This is a genomic window from Streptomyces sp. SID13726, from assembly GCF_010548375.1.
Lineage (GTDB): Bacteria > Actinomycetota > Actinomycetes > Streptomycetales > Streptomycetaceae > Streptomyces.
In genome coordinates this window covers 1-562 of sequence record NZ_JAAGLY010000210.1, presented here as the reverse complement: position 1 = coordinate 562, position 562 = coordinate 1, and the positions used below count along the sequence as shown (strand labels likewise).

Sequence of the window (562 nt, the reverse complement as noted above, 5' to 3'; positions counted from 1 at the left end):
GACCTTCTCCTCGTCCTTCGGGTCGTGACCGTCGATCGCCGGCACGTCGAGGGGCGACGGCAGGTAGTCGATGACCGCGTCGAGCATGGGCTGGACGCCCTTGTTCTTGAACGCGGACCCGCACAGGACCGGGAACGCCTCGCCCGCGATGACGAGCTTGCGGATGCCGGACTTGATCTCGGCGACCGTCAGCTCCTCGCCGCCGAGGTACTTCTCGAGCAGCTCCTCGTCGGCCTCGGCGACGGCCTCGACGAGCTCGCTGCGGTAGCGCTCGGCCTTCTCGACCAGGTCCGCGGGGATCTCCTCGGTGTCGTACGCCTCGCCGAGCTGCGTCTCGCCGTGCCAGACGAGCGCCTTCATCTCGAGGAGGTCGACGACGCCGGTGAAGTCGCTCTCGGCGCCGATCGGCAGCTGGACGACCAGCGGCTTCGCCTTGAGGCGGTTGATGATGGTGTCGACGGTGAAGTAGAAGTCCGCGCCGAGCTTGTCCATCTTGTTGACGAAGCAGATGCGGGGGACGTTGTACTTGTCCGCCTGGCGCCACACCGTCTCGGACTGCGGC

Annotated in this window: 1 protein-coding gene; it reads right to left on the bottom strand. The window is 67.1% G+C overall.

Annotated elements, in window-relative coordinates; translation table 11 throughout:
• Positions 1 to 562 (bottom strand): GTP-binding protein (locus G3I78_RS47220; protein WP_239158467.1); only part of this gene is annotated, 562 nt, incomplete at both ends.